A 24,937-nucleotide genomic window follows, 5' to 3' on the forward strand; every position below is an offset into this window, starting at 1 on the left:
TGCGGTTTGACACAGTTTATTTAACACTCCCCGTTTGCATAGGTGTTTTGCCATAGCAATACTTACCCGAGTGAGGCCTTGTCTCATTATAAGAACGCAACCAATAATCAACATCAATCTGTAGATCTTCCAAAGAATTGTAGATTTTCTTTCTAAAGATAATATTGTAACACTCATCTTGCATGGTTCTATGAAATCTTTCACATATGCCATTGGTTTGTGGAGAGTTGGCTTTGGTTCTAGAATGATCGATATTTTCGATTCCCAAATATAACTGATAAGCGTGATTTTCTGGCTTGCCACAATACTCTGTACCCCTATCAGTTAGAATGCGTAATAATGGAATTTTCTGCTCATCAAAAAATGGAATAACTCTATCGTTGAGGAGGTCTGCAGCTGTAATAGCTGTTCTGTCCGTGTAAAGTTTAACCATTGCAACTCTCGAATAAGTATCAACAAAAGTCTGCTGATAAATTAGCCCTATACCTTTGATATTGCCCACATAATAGGTATCTTGAGAACCCAAATAACCTGGATGTTGTGTCTCAATTTCACCATGAGCTTCCCTTTGTTCTTTAACTTTTTCTAAAGCTGTAAGTTGTTCTTCAGTTAAAATGATTCCTTCTTAAGCTACTTTTGTCTCTAGCGCTTTAAGTCTCTTTTTGAGAGTTTCAAGGTCATTTCTTAGCCATACAGACCTTACTCCTCCCTGAGAAATTATTATACCTCTTTTTCTCAGTTCATTTGCAGCTCTTTCTTGCCCATATGCTGGAAATTCTGTTGCTATACCAATCACTGCTCTTTCTATATCGTCGGAAACTCTGTTCGCTAATAGCGGTTTTTTCTTACTTATTTCATGTAATGCTTCCTCTCCTCCATTTTCATATAACTCCTTAAACCGATAAAATGTATCTCTTGAGTATCCCATCACTTTGCATGCTTGAGATACATTTCCTAGTTGTTTTGCTAGCTCTAATAACCCTAGCTTTGGTTTTAGTATTTTTGTTTGTATTGTACTCATTTCTAACACTCCTTTCTTTTATTATTTTATAACTTACTTATTTTAAGTGTCAGATCAAGTCCTATTTAATACATATTATGGTAGCAGCAACATTCACCACGAATGCTCGATTGAATTTTTCTCTTTCATTAGTTTTTGCAATAACATTTACTGTTTTGATAGTGTCTGCAATGCAGCGTCTACTTGATCTTGTAGGACTGATAATTTTTCCACATCTGTTTAAGATCCTTTTCTTTGGTGTTGCGGTTAGGTAAGTCGTAGGATATTCCGCGTCAAGTTTGCACATATTTTCAAAGGCCTGCTGCTTGTTAATGCTATCTGCTTCATCAACACTAACCCACAATTTAGGCTTTTCACCGTTTTGCTCTTCAAATTTTCGATCATTCTCTTGCTGTAAAAGCAGATCATGTGTTACTATAATTGTTGTAGGTTCAGTGACTTTCAGCGCATCTTTAATTTCTTGCACAGTTTTAGGTGTTTTAACATCTACAGTAAATGCACCATCTATCATTTTCTTAGCTTGTTCAACTAAATTACCATTTGGCACTGCAACTAAATGGTGATATCCTGCTTGAGCTAGCGCATGACTCCACAATCCAATATCATAAGTCTTGCCAAACCCAGTTTCTGCATCAATCATAGTATTACAGTTAGTGATGGAAGAACTTTCTAGATGTTTTAGCATCTCTTCAACAACAGGTTTACGACGTTCTACTATTATAGATTCTTTGTCACTGAAGAGCTTTATTGACTCATGTCTTTCCACTATCAATACAATGTATTCCATAATACATTGTATTGATAGAATTACAACAAACATTTTTAGGTATTTTATGCCTTATAGACAAAAAATCCAACATTAGTTATCATCTTAATATGAACGACAATCTGGTATGCCTCGGAATGATTACTTCTCCTCACGGAATTAAAGGAGCTGTTAAATTAAAAACTTTTACCGAAAAACCTGAAAATATCTCCTTATATGGTGAGCTAATAAGTGGTGATGAGAATTATAAAATAGACTTAGTATCCGTCATAGGTGATAATCTAGTAATAGCTACAATCAGCGGAGTAAATTCCCGTAATGAAGCAGAGCTTTTAAGGAATAAGAAGCTGTATATAGAAAGAAGCAAGCTACCGAAGCTAAATGATGAGAATGAATTTTATCAAAGTGACCTTGTAGATATGGAAGTAAGGCTGGAAAGTAATGAATTATATGGCAATGTAAAATCTATATATAGTTTCGGCTCAGGGGATATATTAGAAATTTTAGTTATCAGCACAAAAAAACGCATTATGCTGTCTTTTACCAAAGAAATGTTTCCGCACATAAACATGAAGGAGAGGTATATGGTGCTCAATATGCCAGAATTTATTGACTAATAAAGACTTTGATATTTATATAAAGCTATTTATAATTGTAAGATCGAACTGAAAATGTAATTATGGCAGAAAGAGCTAACGATATCAGACCAGGTCAGGTGTTGGAACATAACGGCGGATTATTTTTGGTTGTAGGTATTATGCATACTCAACCTGGTAAAGGTGGTGCATACATACAAGCCGAAATGAAAAACATTAAAACCGGAGCAAAACACTATGAAAGATTTCGCTCTGATGCAACAATCAGAAGGGCAATTTTAGATGAAGAGGAGTATGTTTACCTTTTCACTGAAGGAAACATTGTAAATCTTATGCATCCAAGTAATTACGAGCAAATCACTATAAATTTGGACTTATTGGGAGAAAAAAAGATTTATCTACAGGATAATATGAAAGTTAAAATAGTAACTTATCAAGACAAAATAATTTCTGCGCATGTGCCTGATTATGTTTCACTTGCTGTGAAAGAAACAGAGTCTGTTATTAAAGGACAAACTGCTACTTCCTCTTATAAGCCTGCAATTTTGGAAAACGGAATGCGCGTTAATGTGCCTCAGTTTATAAAAGAAGAGGATAAAATTGTAGTATATACTCCAGATGACAGCTATTATGAAAGAGTGAAAGAGTAAAAGGAAGAATGTCCATCTCATCACCACGAATTAATGTGATGCTTGATTCTGTGCGTAGTGCTTCCAGGCAGCTTATGCGCGATTTTAATGAATTGCAAATTTCTAATGTTAAATCAGCAGACTTCATTAATAAAACTTATTCAAAATCCAAGCAAACCATATACGATTGCTTGCACGACTACAAACGAGACTATGAGTTTATTTCCGAAGATGATACTGACCAAGAAATAAAAGATAACGGTTACACTTGGTTTATTATGCCTATAGAGGGCAGGGAGAATTTTTCTAGTTGCATGGTTTATTTTGCAGTATCAGCCTGTCTCATTCATAAAAATAAAGTTGTGGCAGCTGTAATTGATGCTCCGGCTCTTAGAGAAACTTTTTGGGCAGAAGAAAAGAAAGGTGCTTTTCTTGAGGATTTTAGATCTCGTCATATAAAAATGCGGGTGAAAAGCCGTGAAGGGGGTCTAATAGATGTAAGTGGTAATTTATTAAATAAATTACTGCCTGGCAATAGTAATGTACGCTCAATCGGTTCAACAATTTTAGGTTTTGCATACCTTGCTGCAGGAAGGCACAGTGGAATAATTTACTCTGGAGTTAACAAATATAAAGCCTTGCTCGGTAGACTTTTTCTGCAAGAAAGCGGTGGAAGGCTAACGGAAGACAACGGATTGATTATTGCTGGCGATATTAAATTAGGATAAACAGGCTACAGAGATAGATAACTTTTCGAAAACTTTTACAAGAGATTCTGTTAAATGTTCTATCATTTCATCAGTATGATAAGGTGTAGGGGTAATACGAAAACGCTCAGTTCCTCTTGGCACTGTTGGATAATTTATATGTTGAACGTATATTCCATGCTCATCAAATAATAATTTTGATGCTCCTTTGGATAATTCTGGGTCGCCAATTATTATTGGAATGATATGAGTTTCTGTTGGAATGAAATTAATTCCTGCATTTCTCAGTGAGTTTTTTACTTTTTTAACAACTTGCTTTTGCTTCTCCCTTTCAATGTTGCTCGATTTTAGGTGTTCAACGCTTGCCTTTGCTGCCGCTGCTAAAACAGGCGACATAGCAGTGGTGAAAATAAATCCTGGAGCGGAACTTCTTATTACATCTACCAAGCTCTTTGAAGACGCTATATACCCACCCATCACCCCAAAAGCCTTCGATAGTGTACCTTGAATGACGGTTATTCTATCCATCAGGCCTTCTCTTTCTGCAATTCCGCCACCATGTGAACCATACATGCCAACTGCGTGCACCTCGTCCAAATAGGTGATTGCATTATGTTGATCTGCAAGATCGCATATCGCTTCAAGCGGCGCTATATCGCCATCCATTGAATATACGGATTCAAGTGCTATTATCTTTGGTGTTTTTGTGTCTACGGACTTTAACAACTGCTCTAAGTGATCAACATCATTATGTCTAAATATATGTTTTGGTCTTTTTCCTGATTTTATGCCTTCTATCATTGAAGAATGGTTCTTCTCGTCTGAAAAAATTACTACATTTGGGATAATAGACGATAAAGTGCTAAGTGTTGTCTGGTTAGCAAGGTAGCCACAAGCAAAAGTTAAAGCAGCCTCTTTTTTATGCAAACAAGCTAAGGATTTTTCAAGTTCGACAACCTCTTTTGTTGTACCAGATATATTTCTTGTTCCCCCCGCACCAATTGATGAATTTTGAATAGCGGCAATAACTTTCTCGTTCTGCGACATTCCCAGATAATTATTACTGCACCAGACGATTACTTCCCTATTTCTTTCATAGTCCATAATGTGGGGGAGCCTACCTGGCAATGACGCAAAGTGCGTAAATTCACGGTAGCGCCCTTCATCTTTTATATCTTTGATTTTGTTTAAGAATATTTCTTCGTAGTTTACCAAGTTTTTATTCACTAATAATTAATACAATTATAATAAATTATTAAATGGTAAACTACAATATTTATTCCTTAGTTTACTGTTTGTTGTGCAGCAAACTCATCACCTGTAAGCTTAGTAACATTCTTACTTTCAACCGAGCTTTTAGGTGTGCAGCAGTATATAACTGCATCAGCAACCAGACAACAAGCTCCAACTGCTATTCCCACTGCTAACATTTCCAAGTAAACTGCAACAGCCACCCCTAAAATAATACCAGCTATTGCAAGTGCAGAAGCAGCTACAACATACCTCTTTGTATTTTGTGTTGCAGTAATACTTCCATTTCCTGGATTATTAGGCAGCTTGCCATTGGTTTGAGTATCATCTTCTTGTTCAGGGATTTCGTTAGTTGATGTAGGTACTGGATCTCCTAGAAGACTATTGTCATCATCACTTGAAAAATCTATTAAATCTTTTTCTAGCGCATCATCTTGGTGCTCTTTAGACACGGTTTTATCATGCTTACCATCATTTGGCTGTCTTGTTGTAATTACTACAGGCTCTTCTTCATCACTTCTAGATGTTAAAACATCCCCACTTACAGGACTTGATACTGGAGTTAGATCATCGCCATTTATATTATCAGACTGCTCATCATTGACTTTAGCTTCCTTAGTGGCAATTGAAGGCACTTCTTCAAATGGAGAGCCGCTACCTGAAGAAGCCCCAGCAGACTTATCACTTTCAAGCCTAGAATAATCATCATCCTCAGAACTCAGTGAATCTGATTGATTGCCTTCACTTTCTGGCTCTATTACAGGAGCTCCATGACTACTTGCAGTAATTTCTACATCATCGCTCACTGATGATGCAGCAGCAATGCTCTTGAGCTCTTTTGCAAGAAATTCTCTAATTTCTTTAATCTTACCTAGAGACTTTTTATCTTTCTTCCCAACTTTCTCCTCATGAGCTTTCTTCAAAGCCCCATTAATGATTCGTTCTACATTATTGCCCTCTTGCTTTACCTGTTCTACTAAAGATTCTACTTTTTCATAATCAAGATCGAAGATAGCATCAGACAACGCTTCTTCTATGGTTTTTGTATTTTGGTCACTACTATGCATTTTACCCTCCTCACAATCATTACCTATAGCTTCCTCTATTGAAGCCTTTTCATTATCCATAATATTTTTCCCTTTGTCCACAATATTTTCTTGTGGCTGTTGGCTGCCAGAATTTTCAGGTCCTGGATTTTCTGATAGGATGTCACTTGTTATAACTGGAATTTCTAATTCATCTGCAACGTTATTACTTCTTTTCCGTATTATAAAAATTCCAGGAGTTTGGTACACTTCATCCCACAAATCTTGACGTTCATGACAGGAATATTTTTGCACATCAATAGAAAATTGCAGAATATTTCTAATTTGCATTAAACTGAATATAAGATCAGTATTCTCTTGACGTTTATTGTCTTTTGGATCTTTAGTGTATTCATCATATACTGTGCAAGCACCCTGAACTAATCCATTTACAATATCTGGCAAGTAGCTGTAATTATATTCACGTAAAGCTTCAGATTGTAATAATTTATTTTCCTTTTCCAGATCTTCTATGCGCTTTTCTATGCTAGATTTAAAAATCTTACACTCCTCTTGAAAAATTATGTTAATTGCATCAATTTCTGTGCATAAGTAACATACTCCCTTGACTAAGGAGTAATCTTCTTGGCCTATTGAGTAGCATGTTGCATTTCTCAGTATATTCTGTATGACCTGCCTAATTACTTGCTCATTATGTGATGCGTTTTGATAGATTTCTTTAGTGTAAAAAAGCACATCTAATATAACGTCTGTGTTTGTGTATTTAACATTAGACAATGCAACTAGAGTTGGTTCGTATGTGTTATCAAATTCGTTATTTTTAAGTTTATGATCAAGATAATTAATCACATCGTTGCTGCACTCAGCACATTCTTTGCATAGGTGCTCAATAAATGCAATATTGCCAGCACCCAAAGCAGTTTTCAGAACTAAATCATAAATTTCTTTTCTGCCACGCGTTCCTATGGTTTTCAGGATTTGTTGCCTTAGTATTGTAATAACTTTATCGTCTGCAAATGCTTGCTCATATATATCATAACTAGTAGAACCTTTGTTATTGATATATCGCTTGCACAAGTATTCGACAGTAGGTAGATGCTCCTGACTTATCGCAGTTTCTAATAGAGTAACAAAACTCCTTTTTAATAGATCTTTCACATCTTTAGTTGGCTCATTAATATATCTCTCAAATGCATTTAGCACTATCATGATAAACTTTTCATTTTTGACCAAAGATGCTGTTTCAAGTACGCCATATAAAGGATCAGGATCACTTGTTTTTAATACATGCTCAAGATCCCTTAAGACGTGTTCTACAAGAACTGTCTCTAGTAACTCTTGTTCTTTTCTTAATGCTATAACTGAGAAAAAGTCAATCTTATTGGATTGGCCAAGTTGTATAGCTTGACCTTTTAATCTTCCATAAACTCCATCGGTACCATGGAATTTTTCTATAAAAGCTTCAATATATTTTTGATTACCAACAAGGAGAGGTAAAAGACTTAAGTTTTCTTCAGCAAAAAGAAAATCCTGATATTGCTCTACTAGCTTGTCATTAGCTGCAATTGCCAATAGTACCAATTCTTTTACTGAATAATCATACTTGAAACCCTCTTGATCAAATTTATATTGTGATAGTACATTTGAATATATATGTTGATGGTTGCTTCTGTTTTGTAACTCCAAATTAAGTTGATTTGAACAGAAATCTTTGAGATTTTCATTATCTAGTGTAATAGATCTACCCTCATAATCTTCAATATTTTGTACAACCTCTAGTTCTTCACAATTATCTTTCCTTACAGCTTGATTTAAGATATTTATTATCTCGGCAAAAGTTAAGTTTTTAGGAATGATACCATATGAATCTTCATCTTTTAACTCTACAGTAAACGACCTGTCACAACCATCAGGAAAGTTTGCAAGTATTGCATTCTCTAGACTCAGATCTTCAGGGGGTGTATCACATGGATTAGCTGGTATCTCTTGATTTTTGCCACCTAAAACTTCAAACTCTCCTTCAGCCTCTGAACAATTACCTGAATCTTCAGAATCTGGTTTTTCAAAACCATGCCAACTTTTGATTAATCTTTCAGAATTTGATTGGCCCTGTGAAGTTGCGTCCTGTGATACAAAGTCTCTAAAATTGGAACCAAACATGTTTTACCCCTAATTAATAGCTAAGCTAATTATAGCATTAAACAGAAATCTTGCCAAGCAAATTATTCAGTCTTTTAGCAAATAGGCTCACGTCATCCATCTCTTCACCTTCCACGATAGAAGCTTGATAAAACAACAGGTGGATCATATCCTCCAATGTTGGGGTTTCACCATTTTCAGCGTGGGATTTCATTATGCTTTTTATTATAGAATGCCGAGTGTTAATTTCCAGCACCTTTGGTGTGCGGTAATTTAGCTGCTTTTGTTCGCGTAAAAAACGCTCCATGCGAAGATCTATAGCACCTTCATCAACCGCTAGGCATACGGGACTATCAGTCAATTTTTTGGAGATTTTTACGCTTTTTACTGAATCTCCGAGCACTGTGGTAAAATATTGCAATATAGTTTCCTCAGTTTTTTCTCCATTCGATTTATTTTCTTCATCTTTCTTATCTTCTTCTGAAGAGAATTTTTCCAAATCAACATCTGCACGGGTTACAGACTTGATTTTCTGATCTTTGTATTCATGAATTACACTAGTCCAGAAATCATCAACTGGATCAACAAATAGGAGCACTTCTAGTCCTTTACTGACGAATCCCTCAAGTTGCGGACTGTTTTTCACTGAATCGAGGCTATTCCCGGTGAGATAATAGATATGCTCCTGCTCAGGCTTCATTCTGCTTATGTAGTCATCAATGCTGACTAATTTCTCATCACCAGTACTATGAAATCTGCAAATTGAGAGCAGTGCTTCTCTCTCGTCAGTTGGCATAGCTTCACAAAGACCTTCCTTTAAAACTGCACCAAAATTAGTCCAGAATTTTGTATATTCCTCTAAATTCTCTTTTGCCTTTTTACCGAGCTCTGATATTACACGCTTAGTGAGGGATTTTCTGATTTGCTCAACAACACGATTATTCTGCAGCGTTTCTCTGCTGATATTAAGAGGCAAGTCTGGTGAATCGACAATACCTTTCAGAAAACGCAAGTATTGTGGTATGATCTGTACGTTATCTTCAGTAATAAATACTTTGTTTACATATAACTTCACAGAGCAACGTCTATCTGGATGGAATAAATCAAAAGGTTTAATGGAAGGAACATAAAGCAAATTTGTATATTCTATTGCACCTTCATTTTTATTATGCAATATCATCCAAGGCTCCCCGCCAACGTGAGCAACACTGCGGAAAAAATCATTGTGTTCCTCTTGAGTAACATCATTTTTTGGCTTAGTCCAAATTGCAGCCTTACTGTTTAACTTTTCACTTTTTCCTTCTTCATTTATGAATTCAACAGGAAAATTTATGTGATCAGAGTAAGTAGTAACAATGTTTTCAACACGAAATTTATCTAAAAACTCATTCTCTTCAGGATGCATAATGAGTGTAATTTTAGTTCCACGAGAAATTTGATTATCTAGTTTACTTATCGAATACTCTCCATCTCCCTTGGATTTCCAGACCCAAGACTCCTCCTCTCCAGCTTTTCTTGATTCTACTATTACTTCTGATGCAACCATAAAGCTTGAGTAAAAACCAACACCAAACTTCCCAATCAGCTCCACAGCTTGGCTTGAATCCTTGCTATTTTTAATCGCATCTAAGAACTTTTGCGTACCAGAGCTTGCAATTGTACCAAGGTTATCTATTAAATCTTCTCTGTTCATTCCGATGCCATTATCAGTGATATATAGCTCTTTCTTATCTTTATTGGAGCTAATAGTGATTTTTAACTCATCACTTGAATCTAGCAAATTTGAATTAGATTGAGATTCATAGCGCAATTTATCACATGCATCCGATGCGTTTGATATTAATTCACGCAGAAAGATGTCTTTGTTAGTATAAAGTGAATGAATCACTATATTTAGTACTTTCCCTACTTCAGCGTCAAATTTTAAATTTTCAGTTTCTTGTACGTTATGCATTTTGAGCTCCATTATTTGCCTACTACCCTAATAATTTAAGTATTGCACTGTAATCTTTCAAGGTCACGCACGCCAAAATTAATGTAGCCGCCGTATTATGACACCCAATTTATGGGATCTCTTGCATAAAAATTCCTTTACAAACTCCGCCAGCCCCCTTATCATGAAACTGAAGCTATTTATTTATCTTCTCTGTACAGATTAAACGACAAAAAAACTTAATGTGTCTCATGTTTAATTTTTTGCACTATGTGCACCTCATGTCTTTATAAAACTTTAGCTATACAAGCCGAAACGCGCTGTTTAAGACAGTAAAAGACGTCAAATAGACAAGGGAGAATTTGAATACTAGCTACCCTGGGGTTTTTTTGCCTTTTTTTCCGCTCAGTTAACGTTTATAATTTAGATTAGTTGCGGCTTAAAAGCAGCTGAATCGCGGTTATTAAGCGTTTAGAATAAAAAAACGCCATACTTGAAAGTATAATGTAAGTAACTACGGGGCTTCTTTTGCCTTTTTTTTCATCTGGTAAATTTCTTAATGTTTATAGCTAATTGCGATTATGAAACAACAAATGGTGTCATTCCAGCGCCCTTTTGTTGTCATCCAATATGATGGTGTCATTCCAGCGCGTGACGCTGGAATCCAGCCTTTATTATACAACTGCCTAATGTGCTCATTTGCGGTTGAATTTTCTGGATCCCAGTGTCTGGGTACTGGGATGACAGAAGAAGGAGGGCGCTGGGATGACACCCTGACAATCGTCATCTCGCTGCTTGTTAGCGGGATCTAGAGATACCGCGGCGGTATGATGGTTCGTGGCGGTATAATGAAGCTTGAAAGTGGATCACCTTTCACGACCTGTATTTACTTCAGGAGTATTAACAGGTGTTATCGTTGGGTTTTCAAGTTGTGTTGCTTGCTCTAAGCTCTTGCTTATACTTTGGTCCTGATTTAAAATTTTATCAAAGTGCTTACTCTTTTGTTGCTCTTCGTTATTTGACGTATCTCTTTGAGCATCTTCTTTTATGCCACGAGCATTCTCTACATCCTTTTCACCTTCACCTAAAAGTTTTTCTAATATTTTCTTAGCAAAGCGCTTCAGAAGACTCAAAAACCCTTCTTCTTTTTGATTTTCTTGTGGTTGAGGTGTGTTATCTTTTTTATCCGGCTCAGTATTGAGTTTCTCTTTTACAGAACTCTTGCTCACTGAGGAACTAACATCATGCTTCGATGGCTGTGTATCTGTTTGCACAGAAGCCTCAGAAGTCTTTTTCTGTTCACTCTGTGCAACGCTTTTACCTTCTGCTGTAGTTTCTCTCAGAGTGTTAGCTGCCTCTTGAAATTCTGGATTATTACCCAATCTTGTAACTTTTTTACCTACGACAATGCCATCTCTTTCTAATTGTCGGTCAAGCCTTTCAAGGTTTTGATGCGCTTCTTCAGCTACACGCCCTTTTTGACTTTCAAGTTCTTTGCTCAATTCTGCAACGTTTTTCATTTTGTTCTCAAGCTCTTTATTTTTTATAGTCTTGAGAGCCTCTGTTCCTTTTGCAATATAATTAACCTTCTCTTTTAATGAAGTGCCTTCTGGAAAAGCACCTGGAGAACGTTCAAAAACATCTTTAAATTTTTTTTCAACACTTTCTTGAGATGTATTTTTAACCTGAGCCATACCTGTTACCTATTAAAGCATATCATATAACCAGTATATTGGCTCATTATGTAAAAATGGTTAACACAACTTGTGATGAATAGCGTTTTTTCAATCGCCAAGAGCGTCCTATTTTATATTTTTTTCATCAAAATGTTATTTACTTATTAACCCAAAATACGTAACAATGTAGAAATGAAAAATAGCCGATTAGCAGTAGTATTTGACTGGGATAATACCTTGGTTGACACTCAAGATAATATTTTTAATGCTATTAAGCATACCATAAACTCAATGGGGTATAGCAATAAAGCTGCTGATAGAAGTTCCCATGAGTCGAGAAAGAGCTATATGGTCAATTTATTTGGCGATCAGTGGAAAAAAGCAAATCAGATATATCAACAATATTTAGACGATGCATTATTGCAAAACATTGCTCTGAACCAAGGAGTAGAAAAAATGTTGCAGACACTGAAAAGCCACAATATTTATCTAGCAATAGTAAGTAATAAGAAAAATACTAATCTACGTAAGGAAGTTACCTATTTTAAATTAGATTCTTACTTTGAAAGAGTAGTTGGGTCATGCGATACTGCAGAAGATAAACCATCTGCAACCCCGTTGTTATTTGCATTAGAAGAGAGTGCGTTGCCTGTAAATAGAGAAAATGTGTTTTTTGTTGGTGATAGCATCACAGATGTTCTGTGTGCACAAAATGCCAATTGTTTACCTATTATGTACGGTCAATCAATAAGCGGTTATGAAGATTTGTTATGTTTTCAACATTTTGATAAACTTACAGATTTTATAATAAAATATTTAGAAGAGAAGTAATGACTGCTGTTACAGAGATTGCCAGTATACAAAGGCGTTTTTGCGCATATTTAATAGATGTAGCAATTTTATTAATTCCAACCCTGTTGATTGTAATGTTATTAGAGGATTTCTCGTTGATTTTACAATTAACATATATGTGCATAAATTGCATTTACTTCACATATTTTATATCTTCAAAGGCCCAAGCAACTCCTGGTCAGCAATCAATGAACATACATACCATAAGTTTGGACGGTTCTAAAATAGATTTGAGTTTAGCATTTGATAGAAGCATCTCTCAGTTTTTTCTTCCTTTATTAAGCAGTGTAGTAGTTGTCCTTATTGAACTTTTGCAAGATCAGGAGGTATTAGTGAATGCCTTGGATATATTGAAAGTAATTATAGTGTTGCTCACCTTTTACTGGTATCTAGTTGCTTGCTTCTCTCAGAAAAAACAGACATATCACGATATGCTATTTAATACGGTTGTTATCAAAGGAACTATTAAATGAGTTGCTATAACTATCGTTATCATATAAATTATGCTGATAAATTGAACTAAGGGAAGATTATGAATGAAGAGATAGTAAAACATTTGAACAAATTATTGACCAATGAGCTGACTTCTGTACGCCAGTATCTTTTGCATTTTGCGGTTCTCAAAAACAATGGAATTAATAGACTTGCAGAAAAGGTAAAAAATGAGCTTAACGAAGAACTTGAACATGCGAACAAGTTGGCAGAAAGGATTTTATTACTCAAAGGAGTCCCAAATTTTCAAGATACAAACGCAATACCAAAGTATGATGAAAAGTTTGCAAAAGACACAATACTAAAAATCTTAGAGGCTAATTTGAAATTAGAGGAAAAGGGTATCAAAGATATCAAAGAGACAATTTCTGTTGCTGAGAAAGAGAAGGATTTTGTTAGTGTAATATTACTAGAAGAGCTGTTAAAAAATGAAGAAGAACATTTCCATTGGATTGAGAAGCAGATTGACCTTATTGAACTAATGGGTGTTGAAAACTATTTAAGAACACAAATATAGAGTGTTAAAAAAAACAGTATTTATTTTAATTATACCTTGCTTGCTCCTTTTTTTATTAGGGTTATGGCAAGTATTCAGATTGAATTGGAAGAATAATATTATCAAAAATATGAGTCTTCCTATTGTTCATCTATTGCCCAATGATAATCTTGCAAAATTTAACTACAGACATGTCAAAATTGATGGAGTGCTAAGTGATATAGAACTATATGTTTTCGCAGGGCAACGCGGCTATTATGTATTATCTCCTATGCTGATTGCTACTGGACATTATATGTTAGTGAACAAAGGAATAGTTAAAGAAAAAAAAGAGGAAAAAGTAAAAATTGAAAAAGTAGTTGCAGATGGAACTTTATATTGCGATAGCAATAAAAGCAAAAATTGGTTTATCAAGAACGATACTGCTTCGAATGCATGGTTTACCCTGAGTACAGAAGAAATTTCCAATGAGTTAGGTATTAAGCTAGAGAAGTGTATATTGTGGCCGAACAATTTTGGCAGCAAATTAGCTATACGGCCAATGAAGCATTTGGAATATGCAATCACTTGGTTTGCACTTTCCTTAACTTGGTTGATTATGTGCGTAATTTACTATAGGCAAAACCTCAATAAAGTTTGAAGCTTTCTGTACATAAAATTAGAGGAGTAGTCATTCATCTTTATCACTACCAAGGTCTTTTAACATACTGTAATTGCCTTTTCTAAATCTACTTTTTAAAGACGTAACTCCACTTTCGCTAATACCACTGAGGCTCAGTGCAGCTCCACCTAGCTGCAATCCTATCTCAGATGTTTCAGGAATAATTTTACTAGCTCCTAGATCTCTATAAACCTCCACATTACTCAGATCTGGTAAGCGTATTACAATATTTACATGCGGAAAATTTGCAGCAACTAAGGAAACAACTTTTTTTATAGTAACTTCATTCTTTATTGAAATAACGAGAGCTTGAGCTCTTTCTATTCCTACTGATTTTAAAATTTCACATCTTGTAGCATCTCCAAGATATATAGGAAAACTATCACTTTTTCCTTCTTTGACTATTTTTGATTGAATATCTACAACAACGTAACTTAAATGCTCTGCAGTAAGCATTTTTGTTACCATATATCCCACTCTACCAAATCCAGCAACTATTACATGGTTATAAAGATCTTGTGTATCTGTTTCAACAGCTTCATCATCTAATATTGTTTTCTCAGTGCTAAATGAGTTTGCTATCCAGTCTCCAAGCCCCGATAAAAGAGGAGTGAAAGCCATGGTTACTGTAGTTACCATCATAAGTACTTGAGCGATTTCACTTGGTAGCACATTTAGCTCATCTGCTAAGCGAAATAAAATAAACGCAAATTCACCGCCTTGTGAAAGCAGTAACCCAGCTTGTATAGCAGGTGCACTCTTAAACCCAAAAAATCTACACAATATATATATGATAGATGTTTTTAAAACGATAAGGATAATCGATAATAAAGTAATTAGTGGTAACTTATTGAGTAAAAGTTCGGTATTGATAGACATACCAACAGTCATGAAAAATAAGCCAAGAAACAAATCTTTAAATGGCAATACTGCGTGTTCTACTGAGTGTCTGTATTCTGTTTCTGCAACTAACAATCCAGCGACAAATGCACCTAATGCTAGCGATAGATGAAATTGTTCAGTAATAAATGCTGCTCCTAATACTATTAAAAGCGTTGTTGATATAAAGACCTCATTACTTTCCATTTTAGCAATAACCGAAAATAAAGGTCTAAGCAATAATCTACCAGTTATAAATATCAGCACTAATGCAATAGCTGCTTGCACCAATGAACCTGCCAATGAGCTTATCAGGCTGTGCTCAGAATTGCCAGCAAGTAAAGGTACCAATACTATTAATGGTACCACTGCAAAATCTTGCATTAATAGTACTGCTATTGACAACCTACCAACCTGACTTGCTTGAGAACCTTTTTCTTGCAGAACCTGCAACACTATTGCTGTTGAGGATAGCGCAAGCCCACCACCAATAACTGTTGCTATACTCGTATTCACTCCGAAAGCAAGAGCGATGCACCATATTGCTACCATGGTAACTATAACTTGAAGAGAACCGAACCCAAATACATGAATACGCATAGCGATCAGGCGTTCAAATGTCAATTCAAGGCCTATAATGAATAATAGGAAAACTACACCAAATTCTGCAAGATTATCCATTGCTTCAGCTGAGTGTATCAGATTAAATCCATGAGAACCAATAACTGCACCTGCAACGAAGTAACCGAGCACTGGACTAATATTCATTTTCCAGAACGCTATGACTATAAACACAGCAGCAGAAAGTAAAATTATAATATCAAACAAATGCTGAGAGCTACTGTGCATGATATTTAACCTGTAGAATTAGACCATTTAATTGAGCAGCCAATACTTGATTTTTGGTCAATCGGAGAATTACCAGTTTCTGCAATGAATTTCATAGCTTGAAATAAGTCACTACTTCCTACTTCATAGTTTTGAACCTTTTCTTTTTTTGTGTCATTAAAACGTCCACGATAGCAAAGGTTTAAATTGGAATTAAAGCCAAAAAAGTCAGGAGTGCAAACAGCCCCGTATTCTTTAGCTATTTTCTGTGTACTATCAATTAAATATGGAAATGTAAACTTATTTTCCTTGGCAAAATTAATCATATTTTCAAAGGAATCTTCTGGATATTCATTTACATCATTTGACATTATTGCAACGGTGTTTACCTGATAATCTTTTTTCAATTGATCAACATCGCTTACCAGATTGCTAATAATTGACTGAACGTAAGGACAGTGATTGCATATAAACATTACAATAAGACCGTTTTTTCCACAACAGTCACTTAATGTATAGTATTTATTATCTACCCCCAAAAGATTAAAATCTTTTGCAGTAAAACTAAAATCGACTTTAGGAGTATTCAGAGCAACCATAGACTATTATTATACCGTATGTAATTTACGGTCTTATTATTTAAATGTCAAACGGTTTCTATGTATACTGTTTGCATATTCTTTTTTAGTATTATAAAACTTATGTTCATAACTTTCGAAGGAATAGACGGCTCTGGTAAAACAACACAATCTAAGCTACTTGCAAATCATTTTAAGCAAATTCACGGCGAAAATAATGTAGTGTCAACTCGAGAACCAGGTGGCACTGATTTTGCAGAAAAGATAAGAGGAGTGTTGTTAACAAATAATATTGATCCTATTTCTGAACTCTTGCTACTTATCTCGATTAGGCACGAACATATGAAAAAATTAATATTACCAGCTCTTGCAGAAGGGAAAATAGTGATTTGTGATCGGTTTATTGATTCAACCATTGCATACCAAGGATATGGGTTTGGAGTTGATTTAAAACTAATAGAAGATTTGCACAGGTTGGCTGGAGTTAGATATCCAGATATTACATTTATTCTAGATATTGATGTTAAAGTTGGGTTAAGTAGAGCGAAAGACAAGAATAAATATGAAGAAATGGATGTTAATTTTTATAATAAAGTTGGAAAAGGGTTTAAAGAAATCGCCATAAAAGAGCCCGGTAGGTGCCATGTCATCACTGAAATTGAAACAAAAAATGATAATCAAGTGTATAGTGAAATTATTAGATTTCTTGCATAACCCAAACTAAAAGGCAATTATTTTTGGCATTTTTTGTAACGCTGTGATCAGCTGATAATTGTGATTTAAGTACGTCACACTCCGTTCCTGTCGTCCCATTCTTCTGTTATCCGAGTAGTTTGACTACTTGGATCTAGAAAAAAGGATGATGTCATCCGAGTAGCCCCTTTCTTGTCATCCCAGTACCCTCCTCTCCCTGTCATCCCAGTGCTTGACACTGGGATCCAGCCTTTGTTATACAACTGCCTAATGTGCTCATTTGCGGTTGAATTTTCTGGATCCCAGTGTCGGAGCACTGGGATGACAACAAAAGGGCACTGGAATGACAAGCGTAGGCAAACACCAAGTCTACCACGTCATACCGCGATTCATTCGCGGTATCTCTAGATCCCGCTAACAAGTAGCGGGATGACGGTTGTCGTTTAGCTACAAACATTTAAGAAATTTACCAAACGAAAAAAAGGCAAAAGAAGCCCTGGTCATTATCTATTTTCAGTATTTGGCGTTTTTTAAGTCTTAAACACTGCAATTTAGCTGCTTTTAAATGCAACTCACCTTAGTTTAAATGTTTAAGAAATTTACTAAGCAGAAAAAAAGGCAAAAGAAATCCCGTGTTAGCTAGTTGTCACTCTCTAATCCTGCAAATTGGCGTACTATACTGTCTTAAACGACTTATAAGCGCGTTTCAGCTTATATAGGTAAAAACCTAGAAATATTGTGAAGACATAAGATGCACATAGTGCAAAAAATTAAAAATAAGACGCCAACTACGTTGTTTTCTTGCTGTTTAATCTGCACAGATGAAGATAACTGAATACCTTCAGTTTCATGATAAGGGAGGTGGCGGAGTTTGTCAAGGAATTTTAGCTCCGTTTCTGTGAGTCAGATAGCTACCTGATGACGCCATTGCTGCAACTAAAAACTTTCATTTAGCAGTTAAACAAGGCCAAATTTAATAGAGAGAAGATTTTTTTATTTTCTCATTCTTCTCATTTTCCTCTCTAACAATTTTTTTTCCGCTTAATATGTCCTTTATTTCATCTCCTGTTAAAGTTTCAAACTCCAGTAGATTTTCGGCAATGAGATCTAAGCCTTTCTTATGCTTGGTCAAAATGTCTTTCGCTTTTTCATAGCAAGAAGACACAACTTTCTTCACTTCTTCATCTATAAGTTTTAACGTATCTTCAGAAATTATCTCAGAACCATGCATAGTTTGTTCGCGATTGTGATAGATTGGACCTATTTTGTCGCTCATTCCCCATTTTGTTACCATAGAACGTGATAAATCTGATGCTAGTTTTATATCTGAAGATGCGCCGCTTGTGACTTTATCATAGCCAAAAATTAGCTCTTCTGCCACACGTCCACCCATTGCAACAGTTATATCTGCTAGCATCTTTTCTCTTGTGAGGGACACTCTATCTGTTTCTGGTAGTCTCATAACTAAACCGAGTGCCCTACCGCGTGGAATAATTGTTGCCTTGTGTATAGGATCAGAAGCAGGCATATTAACAGCAATCACCGCATGACCAGCTTCATGGTATGCAGTCAGTCTCTTTTCCTCTTCTGTCATAATGAGAGATCGCCTTTCTACGCCCATCATCACTTTATCACGCGCATATTCGAAATCATCCATGGTAACAATCTTCTTGTTTCTTCTTGCAGCAATAAGCGCAGATTCGTTCACTAAATTTGCTAAATCAGCCCCTGAAAAACCAGGTGTTCCTCTTGCAACTGTTTTCACATTTACATCAGGGGCAATTGATATTTTCTTTATATGCGTATTTAATATTTTCTCGCGCCCATTTATATCGGGTAAAGAAATAGTAATCTGCCGGTCAAAACGACCAGGCCTAAGCAGTGCTGGATCTAAGACATCCGGACGGTTAGTCGCAGCAATTATTATTACGCCCTCATTAGACTCAAAGCCATCCATCTCAACTAATAACTGATTTAATGTTTGTTCTCTTTCGTCATTGCCACCACCAAGACCGATGCCACGATGTCTACCCACCGCATCTATCTCATCTATAAAAATTATACAAGGAGCATTTTTCTTGCCTTGATCAAACATATCACGAACACGGCTCGCACCAACACCAACAAACATCTCAACAAAATCAGATCCAGAAATGCTAAAGAATGGCACATTAGCTTCTCCTGCAATTGCACGAGCAAGTAAAGTTTTACCAGTTCCAGGAGAGCCAATTAAAAGGCACCCTTTTGGTATTTTTCCACCTAATATTTGAAATTTTTGCCTTTGTTTAAGGAAATCAACGATTTCTACTAGCTCTTCTTTTGCTTCATCAATTCCGGCAACATCATCAAATGTTACTTTTTTCCCACTAGTCATGAGTCTAGCCCTTGACTTGCCAAAGCTTATAGTTCTGTTGCCCCCCGCTTGTGTTTGTTTAAGAAAGAATAGCAAAAAGCCAATAAAGATAAATGTTGGAACCCATGAGATAAGTAATCCACCAATTACGTTCATGGCAGAATCTCCAGTTGAAAAGGAGAATCTCACTTTTCTATCATGTAAATTTTTTATTAGGTCGCTATATATAACACCGCTTGAGTTGAAACTTGAACCATCCCTAAACTTGCCCTCAATGCTCTGGTTTTTTATGACAATATTTTCTACATCATTGTCTTCTAGTCTAGTTAAAAATTCCGAAAAAGGTATGGTTGTTTTACTTCTACCTACATTTCCGCTGAACTGAATATAAGCAACTGAAATAAGAACAATAATCACTAACCAGATCAATAAGCCTTCTAAAAATTTTTTCATTTCTACTTCTAACTAAACACTAATCAAGCTTACCAGATTTTGTTTTATTATGCTATTAGTAATGCATTGAACCTTATCATCATTGGTATCTTTCCCGTTATAATTTACATCAGGATAAGCAATCACCTTTCCATCTTTTTGTACTGTAGGCAAAGAATAGAAAACTTCAGGGTAGCAGTTGTAATCCTTCAGAAATTCAGGAACTTTTTGTGTTTTTTTTAATGGAGCGATGATAACTGAACACTCTTGATTTCCGAGTATTGTGCAGCTAAATCTGTTATCCCATTGAGTAGGTTCATTTAAAGGTAGGTTTACGGTAATTTCTTGTATCTTTGACGATTCTCTAATTATTAAGATATTTTCTCCATATTTTCTTATTTTGCACCCAGAAAGTGTACAGTTAACATTACTATCCTTTTGCAATATTTTATTAAATATCGCAATAAGGCTATTGTACCTTGGTTTATAATGTTTACTGGCAATTGCCATTATAGAGTAAAGAAGAAGCCTCAAGGCTATTTCCTCTGGCAATTGATAAAATTCACTTAGTTTAATTTCAATATAACCAAGATCATGAACATTAACACAGTCATTAAATGCAAGGCGTGTGTAGTGCATCAACGCTTTTGCAGCTCTTTTCATATGAAGGGCTGTGAGGCATATTCGCTCTGTTAAAATCTCTTGATTGTCACTTGCTTTAAGTAAGCTACGGTATAAAGTTCGCCTGTATTTTAAGTTATAGTTGCTTCTATCTTCGATCCATTTTAACCGGTGAAGCTTAGCGTACTTTTCTATTTCACTACGACTAAAATTTAACAATGGCCTAAATATATAAATACCATTTAAGAAAGATTTGTAATCCATTGATGATAATCCATCTACGCCACTACCTCGCTCCAATCTTAATAAGAACGTTTCTGCTTGATCATCTTTGTGATGAGCAACGAGCAAACATTTAACATTATTGTTTTCACACCACTCTGCTAGTAACTTATATCGTGCTTTTCGTGCCTGTAATTGAATATTACCTTTAATATTTTGCTTCTCCCAATTTAATATGAACGATTCCTTTGCTCCAAGTTCTTTTGCATAACTTATAACAAAATCAGCTTCTTTTTGAGACTCTGAACGTAACCCATGATTTACTGTTAATGCTATAGGAAGTGAAAGCTTGTTTTTTTTTGCCCAGTTAGTCATTAAGTGCAGTAAGACTATACTATCTACACCACCTGATACTGCAACTGCGATTTGGTTGTAGAAAGCAAAGCTATTAGCTATATTTTGAAATAATAACTCTAATTTCATTATGTTTCTTGATGGTAAGATAGTCTCTACGTCATACAGCGACTTATTTGCGGTATATATAGATCCCGCTAACAAGCAGCGGAATTGCTCTCTTTTGTCATCCCAGTGCTTGACACTGGGATCCAGGTTTTAATGCAAGAAACTATTTCTTTATTCCAGAAAATGAAAATTCCACTCTACGATTTTTAGCATGCTCTTTTTCATATTTAGAATTTCTAGAATCATCTTTTACATTAACTAAAGGCTCAGTTTCACCTTTAGAAGCAGTTTTTATTCTATTTTCTAGGTAGGGTGTACAACTAACCATAAATTTTTTAGCTGCATCTGCCCTTCTAGCGCCTAGCGCAAGATTATATTCATGAGAACCACGATTGTCAGCATGACCAGTTACAGTAACCTTCGCGTCAGGGTTATCTTGTAACACTTCCATTACATCAAGTAATGTATCTGCACCTACTTCGGTAACATTAGATTCATCATAACCAAAGAAAACTCTCTTATCACCTATCTGCTTAACAACAGAGTTCATTTTATTTGTTGTATTTGCTCCTTTTTTTGGACAAGAACTTACACCAGTAAGCAGTAAACAAAAACAGCACATTATAACCAGTCTACTCCACATTACTAAACCTCCATAAATTTTAAAATAGTGCGTAACTTTAATTTTAGCACCTAATATCTCCCCATATTGTAATATAGTCAAGAGAAATAAAATACTAAATACTTTTTCTACAACCTTACAATTAATTTTCTTATAATATGCTGGACTCTGAGTAGAAAAATCCAATAAAGGAATAAAAAGTACAATTTTTTATTGTACTTTAAGCAAATATACTTTTAACTTTATTATTAATCTATTACGATATTAAACAGATGTTTTCTAAAACAATGAACAAATTATGAAATCTTATAAGTTTTTAGAGGAAGTATTATATAGGGTAAAGAATATCGAAAATACGCTAAAAGTACTAAACCAAAGCCAATTAAATGTAGAGGACAAAGTTGAACAAATGAGTCTTCTAGAAGAAATCAGACATGAAATTATCTCTCATGACGCAATAAAGGAATCATTAGCAGATGCTCTTGGTAACAAAAAAAGTGCAAATATTCAGCAGCTAAAGTTAATAGAGAGAATACATAAAAGCAACAGTGCTGTTCCTATTGATTTAGTAAAGTCTTTATCCAAAGCTAAGGTTGAATGCCAAAATTTATGGAAACTATCTCATTCTGAAACCAGTAACTTAGAAAAACTAAAAGAACGTTTTACTGATTTAATCACACTCATTCGCGAAGTAGCTTCTATAAAATCGCAGCAATTAAAATGCTCAAAATACGATTCATTGCTTGCTGACTATGATTCTGATATCACAGAAAAGAATATAAAGGAAATATTTCCCAAGGTAGGCAAATTTTTTAGCGAAAATGTGGATGAAATAATTGAAAAGAAGAAAAAGGATAAGGTTACTAATATACAAAGAGTTGCTACTCAGAAGCAGATTGAACTTGGCTCATTATGTTTACAGCAAATGGGTATTGCACTAAATGAGATTCGTACTTCTTATTACTACCCTATAGATTATGATGAATCTGATTTTTGTTATGGTTTATTTTCACTTTTACGGCATAGTGGTTATGCAATTTATCAAAAATGTTTAGCGCAAAATTCTATAAGTAGCTCAATTACGAGACATGTTATGTATGAAACTCAAGGGTTATTCATGGAAAGGATGATTGGAACATCCAGAGAATTTATTGAGTTTATTCAACCACACATAAAAGAGAAATTTGCTATAAAAGGCAAAACTAATAGCAGTGTTGAAAATTTGCACTTGGTTTTCAATGAAATAAACCTTTCCTCTTCTTTAAAGAACGCAGATGAATTTAGTCTGTTAGCTCATATTATGTTGAGAACTAGGTTAGAACAGGATATAATAAATGGTACACTGGAAGTTAAGGATCTGCACGATGCGTGGCTGGAAGGTATGAAGCACTATAAAATTCCAGTAAAAGCTAAAAATGAGCTGGACACTTATTTTCAAGATGAATATTGGGCAAGCGGTGTTATGGGTTACTTTCCTATAAAAATTATTGCTTTAATTGCTGCTGTGCAGATTTTCTCTTTCGTTAAAAAGAATCATTACGAATCATTAAGTGCTATAATAAAAGGAGATTTTAGTTTACTTATCAGTTGGTTATCTCAAAATATATACAGTGCAAAGTGTGGCCTGGAACTGCTAAAAAAAGTAACAGGCAAGGGTTTAGACGTTGAGTGTGTTACTTACTACCTATCTGAAAAGTATAATTTGTCTCAATAAATGATTTTCTTGGGTTGTATATGAGTTTTGTTCGAAAATTGACCGGAAAGTTTTATAGCCTTTTTACTTTCAAAGGTTTGTTTGCTAGCGATATTGCCATAGACCTTGGTACTGCAAACACTTTAGTTTATCAGAAAAATCAGGGAATCGTGCTTGATGAGCCTTCAGTTGTAGCAAGAGTAAAAGAAAAAGGAAGCTACGTTCCTTACGCTTTTGGTAAAAAAGCTAAAATGATGCTTGGAAAAACGCCTGGAGAAATAGAGGCGATAAGGCCCTTAAAGGATGGAGTTATTGCCGATTTTAAAAGTGCGGAAGAAATGCTAAAATATTTCATACGCAGTGCAAACACAAAATTCACTGTTAATAAACCTAATATTATCATATGCGTTCCATCTGGATCCACGCCAGTTGAAAGGCGTGCTATACAAGATGCAGCAGAAAGTGCTGGTGCAAATGAAGTATTTTTGATTGAAGAACCAATGGCTGCAGCAATCGGAGCTGGGCTCCCAGTTACTGAACCTGAGGGTTCTATGATCGTTGATATAGGAGGCGGTACAACTGAAGTTGCAATTATTTCTTTAGGCGGAATTGTTTATTCACGTTCTGCCAGAGTAGGTGGCGATATTATGGATGAAGCAATAAAATCGTATATTCGTGAAAATCATAAGTTATTAATCGGTGAAACAACTGCTGAAAAAATTAAGAAAAACGTAGGTTCAGCAAGTCTGCCAGGTGAAAATAACAAAGAGGGAATGATAATTAAAGGCAGGGATTTAGTGAGTGGCATGCCAAAAGAAATGCTTTTATCAGAATATCAAGTTGCAGAGAGTTTAATAGAGCCTGTACATCAGATAATTTCTGCTATTAGGACTGCACTGGAGAGCACTCCACCTGAACTTTCTTCTGATATAGTCGATAGAGGAATAATTTTATCCGGTGGTGGTGGATTATTGCGTAACTTGGGCAAAGTTATCAGTGAAACAACAAAATTACCAGTTCGTGTTGCAGATGACCCACTTTGTTGTGTTGCCTTGGGTAGTGGAAAAGTGCTTGAAAACATGGATTATTTTGGCCATGTTTTATTCAAGCAAGATTAAATTGTTTTTGAAGGTAGTTTATCGAATTGTTTTGATGGAATTATGTAATATAAATGAGATCCCAGTGTCATGCACCAAGTAATTTGAAGGCAATTGCTAGCAGAAAAGGGTGTCATCCCAGTGCCTAGACACTGGATACTTGACTATAAATAAGTATGCTGTTTCGATGAA

Annotated in this window: 22 protein-coding genes and 2 pseudogenes; 10 read left to right on the plus strand and 14 right to left on the minus strand. The window is 35.3% G+C overall.

Annotation, left to right across the window (positions count from 1 at the left end):
• Nucleotides 1-16 precede the first annotated feature (16 nt).
• Together ACE38O_RS00195 and ACE38O_RS00200 are read right to left on the minus strand one after the other, a co-directional pair.
• Nucleotides 17-1,021: pseudogene (locus ACE38O_RS00195) on the minus strand (IS481 family transposase).
• A gap of 61 nt (nucleotides 1,022-1,082) precedes the next feature.
• Nucleotides 1,083-1,808 (minus strand): DEAD/DEAH box helicase family protein, encoded by a 726-nt coding sequence (locus tag ACE38O_RS00200; protein WP_374698649.1) that lies wholly within the window; start codon nucleotides 1,806-1,808, stop codon nucleotides 1,083-1,085.
• A gap of 89 nt (nucleotides 1,809-1,897) precedes the next feature.
• Between ACE38O_RS00200 and rimM the strand changes: the two genes are divergently transcribed.
• The 3 genes from rimM to ACE38O_RS00215 all read left to right on the plus strand — a co-directional run bounded on the left by rimM (nucleotide 1,898) and on the right by ACE38O_RS00215 (nucleotide 3,740).
• Nucleotides 1,898-2,404 carry a ribosome maturation factor RimM gene (rimM, locus tag ACE38O_RS00205; RefSeq protein ID WP_374698650.1) on the plus strand — a complete coding sequence of 169 codons (507 nt, stop codon included), beginning with the start codon at nucleotides 1,898-1,900 and terminating at the stop codon, nucleotides 2,402-2,404.
• 62 nt (nucleotides 2,405-2,466) lie between these two features.
• Nucleotides 2,467-3,033 (plus strand): elongation factor P, encoded by a 567-nt coding sequence (gene efp / locus ACE38O_RS00210; protein ID WP_374698651.1) that lies wholly within the window; start codon nucleotides 2,467-2,469, stop codon nucleotides 3,031-3,033.
• An 8-nt stretch (nucleotides 3,034-3,041) separates the two neighbouring features.
• Entirely contained in the window at nucleotides 3,042-3,740 is a 699-nt protein-coding gene (locus tag ACE38O_RS00215; RefSeq protein ID WP_374698652.1) for an inositol monophosphatase family protein, read from the plus strand.
• Here ACE38O_RS00215 and hemA read toward each other — a convergent pair.
• The 5 genes from hemA to ACE38O_RS00240 all read right to left on the minus strand — a co-directional run bounded on the left by hemA (nucleotide 3,732) and on the right by ACE38O_RS00240 (nucleotide 11,782).
• Nucleotides 3,732-4,934, minus strand: a complete 1,203-nt coding sequence (gene hemA / locus ACE38O_RS00220; RefSeq protein ID WP_374698653.1) for a 5-aminolevulinate synthase — start codon at nucleotides 4,932-4,934, stop codon at nucleotides 3,732-3,734. The genes ACE38O_RS00215 and hemA overlap by 9 nt on opposite strands.
• A 68-nt stretch (nucleotides 4,935-5,002) precedes the next feature.
• Nucleotides 5,003-8,176 (minus strand): hypothetical protein, encoded by a 3,174-nt coding sequence (locus tag ACE38O_RS00225; RefSeq protein ID WP_374698654.1) that lies wholly within the window; start codon nucleotides 8,174-8,176, stop codon nucleotides 5,003-5,005.
• A gap of 37 nt (nucleotides 8,177-8,213) precedes the next feature.
• Nucleotides 8,214-10,109, minus strand: a complete 1,896-nt coding sequence (gene htpG, locus ACE38O_RS00230; protein WP_374698655.1) for a molecular chaperone HtpG — start codon at nucleotides 10,107-10,109, stop codon at nucleotides 8,214-8,216.
• Nucleotides 10,110-10,644: 535 nt separating this feature from the next.
• Nucleotides 10,645-10,875, minus strand: coding sequence for a WPE palindromic element domain-containing protein (locus ACE38O_RS00235; protein ID WP_374698656.1), 231 nt, complete (start codon nucleotides 10,873-10,875; stop codon nucleotides 10,645-10,647).
• 79 nt (nucleotides 10,876-10,954) lie between these two features.
• Nucleotides 10,955-11,782 carry a hypothetical protein gene (locus ACE38O_RS00240; protein WP_374698657.1) on the minus strand — a complete coding sequence of 276 codons (828 nt, stop codon included), beginning with the start codon at nucleotides 11,780-11,782 and terminating at the stop codon, nucleotides 10,955-10,957.
• 174 nt (nucleotides 11,783-11,956) lie between these two features.
• On the opposite strand from ACE38O_RS00240, the gene ACE38O_RS00245 reads away from it, so the two are divergent.
• From ACE38O_RS00245 to ACE38O_RS00260, 4 genes are read left to right on the plus strand one after another with little or no spacing between them, the layout of a single operon-like run.
• The gene (locus ACE38O_RS00245) at nucleotides 11,957-12,595 is read left to right on the plus strand and encodes an HAD family hydrolase (protein WP_374698658.1); all 639 of its coding nucleotides are present in this window, start codon (nucleotides 11,957-11,959) and stop codon (nucleotides 12,593-12,595) included.
• Nucleotides 12,595-13,089 (plus strand): RDD family protein, encoded by a 495-nt coding sequence (locus tag ACE38O_RS00250; RefSeq protein ID WP_374698659.1) that lies wholly within the window; start codon nucleotides 12,595-12,597, stop codon nucleotides 13,087-13,089. Before ACE38O_RS00245 ends, ACE38O_RS00250 begins: the two co-directional genes overlap by 1 nt.
• Before the next feature lie 59 nt (nucleotides 13,090-13,148).
• A complete protein-coding gene (gene bfr / locus ACE38O_RS00255; protein ID WP_374698660.1) occupies nucleotides 13,149-13,625 on the plus strand; it encodes a bacterioferritin in 477 nt (158 codons plus the stop codon).
• 1 nt (nucleotide 13,626) lies between these two features.
• Nucleotides 13,627-14,244, plus strand: a complete 618-nt coding sequence (locus ACE38O_RS00260) for an SURF1 family protein (RefSeq protein WP_374698661.1) — start codon at nucleotides 13,627-13,629, stop codon at nucleotides 14,242-14,244.
• 30 nt (nucleotides 14,245-14,274) lie between these two features.
• Here ACE38O_RS00260 and ACE38O_RS00265 read toward each other — a convergent pair whose 3' ends face one another.
• Nucleotides 14,275-15,993: a monovalent cation:proton antiporter-2 (CPA2) family protein gene (locus ACE38O_RS00265; protein ID WP_374698662.1), complete on the minus strand. Its 1,719-nt coding sequence runs from the start codon at nucleotides 15,991-15,993 to the stop codon at nucleotides 14,275-14,277.
• A gap of 5 nt (nucleotides 15,994-15,998) precedes the next feature.
• On the minus strand, nucleotides 15,999-16,571 hold the full coding sequence (locus ACE38O_RS00270) for a thioredoxin family protein (protein WP_374698663.1): 573 nt from the start codon (nucleotides 16,569-16,571) through the stop codon (nucleotides 15,999-16,001).
• Between the two features lie 102 nt (nucleotides 16,572-16,673).
• Between ACE38O_RS00270 and tmk the strand changes: the two genes are divergently transcribed.
• Nucleotides 16,674-17,264 (plus strand): dTMP kinase, encoded by a 591-nt coding sequence (tmk, locus tag ACE38O_RS00275; protein ID WP_374698664.1) that lies wholly within the window; start codon nucleotides 16,674-16,676, stop codon nucleotides 17,262-17,264.
• Between the two features lie 74 nt (nucleotides 17,265-17,338).
• Here the strand turns inward: tmk and ACE38O_RS00280 are convergent, their stop codons facing one another.
• From ACE38O_RS00280 to ACE38O_RS00300, 5 genes and pseudogenes are all read right to left on the minus strand, one after another.
• Nucleotides 17,339-17,467, minus strand: coding sequence for a hypothetical protein (locus ACE38O_RS00280; protein WP_374699115.1), 129 nt, complete (start codon nucleotides 17,465-17,467; stop codon nucleotides 17,339-17,341).
• Nucleotides 17,462-17,569, minus strand: a pseudogene (locus ACE38O_RS00285) (WPE palindromic element domain-containing protein); the annotation flags it as partial. The pseudogene ACE38O_RS00285 and the gene ACE38O_RS00280, both read right to left, overlap by 6 nt.
• Before the next feature lie 647 nt (nucleotides 17,570-18,216).
• Nucleotides 18,217-20,049 carry an ATP-dependent zinc metalloprotease FtsH gene (gene ftsH, locus ACE38O_RS00290; protein ID WP_374698665.1) on the minus strand — a complete coding sequence of 611 codons (1,833 nt, stop codon included), beginning with the start codon at nucleotides 20,047-20,049 and terminating at the stop codon, nucleotides 18,217-18,219.
• Between the two features lie 12 nt (nucleotides 20,050-20,061).
• Nucleotides 20,062-21,354: a tRNA lysidine(34) synthetase TilS gene (tilS, locus tag ACE38O_RS00295; protein ID WP_374698666.1), complete on the minus strand. Its 1,293-nt coding sequence runs from the start codon at nucleotides 21,352-21,354 to the stop codon at nucleotides 20,062-20,064.
• A gap of 142 nt (nucleotides 21,355-21,496) precedes the next feature.
• Nucleotides 21,497-21,976 (minus strand): OmpA family protein, encoded by a 480-nt coding sequence (locus ACE38O_RS00300; protein ID WP_374698667.1) that lies wholly within the window; start codon nucleotides 21,974-21,976, stop codon nucleotides 21,497-21,499.
• Between the two features lie 277 nt (nucleotides 21,977-22,253).
• Here ACE38O_RS00300 and ACE38O_RS00305 point away from each other — a divergent pair, with 277 nt between their 5' ends.
• Nucleotides 22,254-23,669, plus strand: a complete 1,416-nt coding sequence (locus ACE38O_RS00305; RefSeq protein ID WP_374698668.1) for a carboxypeptidase — start codon at nucleotides 22,254-22,256, stop codon at nucleotides 23,667-23,669.
• 20 nt (nucleotides 23,670-23,689) lie between these two features.
• The gene (locus ACE38O_RS00310; RefSeq protein WP_064124930.1) at nucleotides 23,690-24,766 is read left to right on the plus strand and encodes a rod shape-determining protein; all 1,077 of its coding nucleotides are present in this window, start codon (nucleotides 23,690-23,692) and stop codon (nucleotides 24,764-24,766) included.
• Nucleotides 24,767-24,937: the final 171 nt, after the last annotated feature.

It is taken from the genome of Wolbachia endosymbiont (group B) of Limnophora tigrina (genome assembly GCF_964263235.1).
In the GTDB taxonomy this organism is placed as follows: Bacteria; Pseudomonadota; Alphaproteobacteria; order Rickettsiales; family Anaplasmataceae; genus Wolbachia.

What these genes read in the sequence shown, in the direction of transcription:
- ACE38O_RS00305 (WP_374698668.1), top strand. Translation starts at nt 22,254, where the DNA reads ATGAAATCTTATAAGTTTTTAGAGGAAGTATTATATAGGGTAAAGAAT.
- efp (WP_374698651.1), top strand. Translation starts at nt 2,467, where the DNA reads ATGGCAGAAAGAGCTAACGATATCAGACCAGGTCAGGTGTTGGAACAT.
- ACE38O_RS00235 (WP_374698656.1), bottom strand. Translation starts at nt 10,875, where the DNA reads ATGACGATTGTCAGGGTGTCATCCCAGCGCCCTCCTTCTTCTGTCATC.
- tilS (WP_374698666.1), bottom strand. Translation starts at nt 21,354, where the DNA reads ATGAAATTAGAGTTATTATTTCAAAATATAGCTAATAGCTTTGCTTTC.
- ACE38O_RS00215 (WP_374698652.1), top strand. Translation starts at nt 3,042, where the DNA reads ATGTCCATCTCATCACCACGAATTAATGTGATGCTTGATTCTGTGCGT.
- ACE38O_RS00250 (WP_374698659.1), top strand. Translation starts at nt 12,595, where the DNA reads ATGACTGCTGTTACAGAGATTGCCAGTATACAAAGGCGTTTTTGCGCA.
- ACE38O_RS00300 (WP_374698667.1), bottom strand. Translation starts at nt 21,976, where the DNA reads ATGTGGAGTAGACTGGTTATAATGTGCTGTTTTTGTTTACTGCTTACT.
- ACE38O_RS00225 (WP_374698654.1), bottom strand. Translation starts at nt 8,176, where the DNA reads ATGTTTGGTTCCAATTTTAGAGACTTTGTATCACAGGACGCAACTTCA.
- ACE38O_RS00280 (WP_374699115.1), bottom strand. Translation starts at nt 17,467, where the DNA reads ATGACAGGGAGAGGAGGGTACTGGGATGACAAGAAAGGGGCTACTCGG.
- ftsH (WP_374698665.1), bottom strand. Translation starts at nt 20,049, where the DNA reads ATGAAAAAATTTTTAGAAGGCTTATTGATCTGGTTAGTGATTATTGTT.
- ACE38O_RS00245 (WP_374698658.1), top strand. Translation starts at nt 11,957, where the DNA reads ATGAAAAATAGCCGATTAGCAGTAGTATTTGACTGGGATAATACCTTG.
- ACE38O_RS00310 (WP_064124930.1), top strand. Translation starts at nt 23,690, where the DNA reads ATGAGTTTTGTTCGAAAATTGACCGGAAAGTTTTATAGCCTTTTTACT.
- rimM (WP_374698650.1), top strand. Translation starts at nt 1,898, where the DNA reads ATGAACGACAATCTGGTATGCCTCGGAATGATTACTTCTCCTCACGGA.
- ACE38O_RS00270 (WP_374698663.1), bottom strand. Translation starts at nt 16,571, where the DNA reads ATGGTTGCTCTGAATACTCCTAAAGTCGATTTTAGTTTTACTGCAAAA.
- ACE38O_RS00240 (WP_374698657.1), bottom strand. Translation starts at nt 11,782, where the DNA reads ATGGCTCAGGTTAAAAATACATCTCAAGAAAGTGTTGAAAAAAAATTT.
- tmk (WP_374698664.1), top strand. Translation starts at nt 16,674, where the DNA reads ATGTTCATAACTTTCGAAGGAATAGACGGCTCTGGTAAAACAACACAA.
- bfr (WP_374698660.1), top strand. Translation starts at nt 13,149, where the DNA reads ATGAATGAAGAGATAGTAAAACATTTGAACAAATTATTGACCAATGAG.
- htpG (WP_374698655.1), bottom strand. Translation starts at nt 10,109, where the DNA reads ATGCATAACGTACAAGAAACTGAAAATTTAAAATTTGACGCTGAAGTA.
- ACE38O_RS00200 (WP_374698649.1), bottom strand. Translation starts at nt 1,808, where the DNA reads ATGGAATACATTGTATTGATAGTGGAAAGACATGAGTCAATAAAGCTC.
- ACE38O_RS00265 (WP_374698662.1), bottom strand. Translation starts at nt 15,993, where the DNA reads ATGCACAGTAGCTCTCAGCATTTGTTTGATATTATAATTTTACTTTCT.